Annotated in this window: 1 protein-coding gene; it reads right to left on the reverse strand. The window is 70.4% G+C overall.

Going from position 1 to position 2,126, the window contains the following annotated elements:
• On the reverse strand, nt 1-2,126 hold a 2,126-nt coding region (locus DTS01S_RS29140; protein ID WP_156493798.1), incomplete at both ends, for an amino acid adenylation domain-containing protein.

The raw sequence follows: 2,126 nt of genomic DNA on the forward strand, positions 1-2,126 counted from the left end.
GCGCCGCCAGTGTCAGCATGGCGGGCGTGATGGCCGTGCAGCCTTCGGGGATGCCGTTGGGCGGCACCTGCACCTGGGCGGCGCTGTCCGCCTGCATCAGCTGCGCCGCAAAATCCGCCAGCTGCGGATGCTGGAACAGGCTGCGCACCGAGGCCGACAGGCCCTGCGCGCGCATGCGTTCCAGCATGCCCATGGCCAGCAGCGAGTGCCCGCCCAGCTCGAAGAAGTTGTCGCGCCGCCCCACGCGGTCCTGCCCCAGAAGCTCAGCCCATATCGCCGACAGCTGCTGCTCCACCCCGTTGTGCGGCGGCTCGTATCCACGCTGCGCCCATTCGGGCTGCGGCAGGGCCTTGCGGTCCACCTTGCCGTTGGCATTGAGCGCAAGCGCAGGCAGCACGACGATGGCCGAAGGCTGCATATAGTCCGGCAGCCGCCGGGCCAGCGCCTGGCGCAAGGTTTCGGCCAGCCCCGCATCGGCGTCCGGGCCGGCCACATAGGCGACAAGGCGTGCGCCCGCCGCGCCCGATGTGGCTTGCGCCGCGACCACCACGGCCTCGCGCACGCCGGGCTGGGCCAGCAGATGGGCCTCGATCTCGCCCAGCTCGATGCGCAGGCCGCGGATCTTCACCTGGTGGTCCAGGCGCCCCAGGTACTCGATCTGGCCGTCGACGTTCCAGCGCACCAGGTCGCCCGTGCGGTACAGCAGGCCGCCCTGCGTGTCCAGCGGGTCGGCCACAAAGCGCTCGGCCGTCAGTGCGGGGCGGTTCAGATAGCCGCGCGCCAGGCCCATGCCGCCCAGGTACAGCTCGCCGGCCACGCCCTGTGGCGCCGGCCGCATGGCGCAGTCCAGCACATAGGTGCGGATGCCGCTGATGGGCCGGCCGATGGGAACCTGGAGCCGCCCGTCGTCGCGGCAGCGCCAGTGGGTGACGTCGATGGCCGCCTCGGTAGGCCCATAGAGGTTGTAGAGACCGGCTCCGGGCAGGAGCCTGAAGACGGCGTTCTGCGCCTCGGCCGGCAGGGCCTCGCCGCTGCACAGGATGCGCCTGAGGCCCGTGCATGCCGCAACGCCCGCGTGCGCCACAAAGGCCTGCAGCATGGAAGGCACGAAGTGCACGGTGGTGACGCCATGGCCCGTGATCAGCGCCACCAGCCTTGCGGGGTCACGGTGATCGCCAGGCGCGGCCATCACCAGCCGGGCGCCGGCCATCAGGGGCCAGAAGAACTCCCAGACCGACACATCGAAGCTGAACGGTGTCTTTTGCAGCACGGCGTCCGAGGCATCGAGCGCATAGGCCTGCTGCATCCAGGCCAGCCGGTTGTGCAGGGCCGCATGCCGGTTGGCCGCGCCCTTGGGGCGGCCCGTGGAGCCCGAGGTGAAGATCACATAGGCCAGATGCTCCCCATGCACGGCAACCACGGGGTTGCGCTGAGATTCACCGGCCACATCGATGCGGTCGATGTCCAGCCACTGCAGATCCTCGCCTGCGGGCAGGCGCTCGCGCAGCGCGCTGTGGGTGAGCAGGCGCCGCACGGCGCCGTCTTCGATCATCTGCGCAAGCCGTTCGGGCGGGTGATCGGGGTCCAGGGGCACATAGGCGCCACCGGCCTTCATGATGGCCAGCAGGCCCACTACCATCTCGATGGACCGCTCCATGGCGATGCCCACCCGGGTCTCCGGCCTCACGCCCAGGGCCATCAGCCGGTGTGCCAGCTGGTTGGCGCGGCGGTTGAGCTGGTCGTAGCTCAGCACCTGATCGCCAAGGACCAGCGCCACGGCATCCGGCCGTGCCTGGACCTGGCGCTCGATCAGCTGGTGCACGGGCTGCATTCCGGGTTCGGCTCGGGCGCCCAGGCTCCAGGCCTGCAGTTGCGCCCATTCCTTGCCGTCCAGCATGTCCAGCGCCGCAGCCTCCAGGCCGGGCTCGCTTTCCAGCGCGTGGACCAGGGAGGCCACGGCCGCCGCCATGTATCCACACAGCCGTTCAGCCCCCAGAGCAGCATCGGCCTGGGCCACGATGCCAAAGCCTTCGCCCAGGTCATCGATGGACACGGTCACGGGGTAGTTGGTGCGCTCCTGCCCGCCCAGCGCCGTCATGCCTTCCCACGCGCTCGCTGCGATCCCC

This window comes from Delftia tsuruhatensis NBRC 16741 (genome assembly GCF_001571325.1).
In the GTDB taxonomy this organism is placed as follows: Bacteria; Pseudomonadota; Gammaproteobacteria; order Burkholderiales; family Burkholderiaceae_C; genus Comamonas; species Comamonas tsuruhatensis.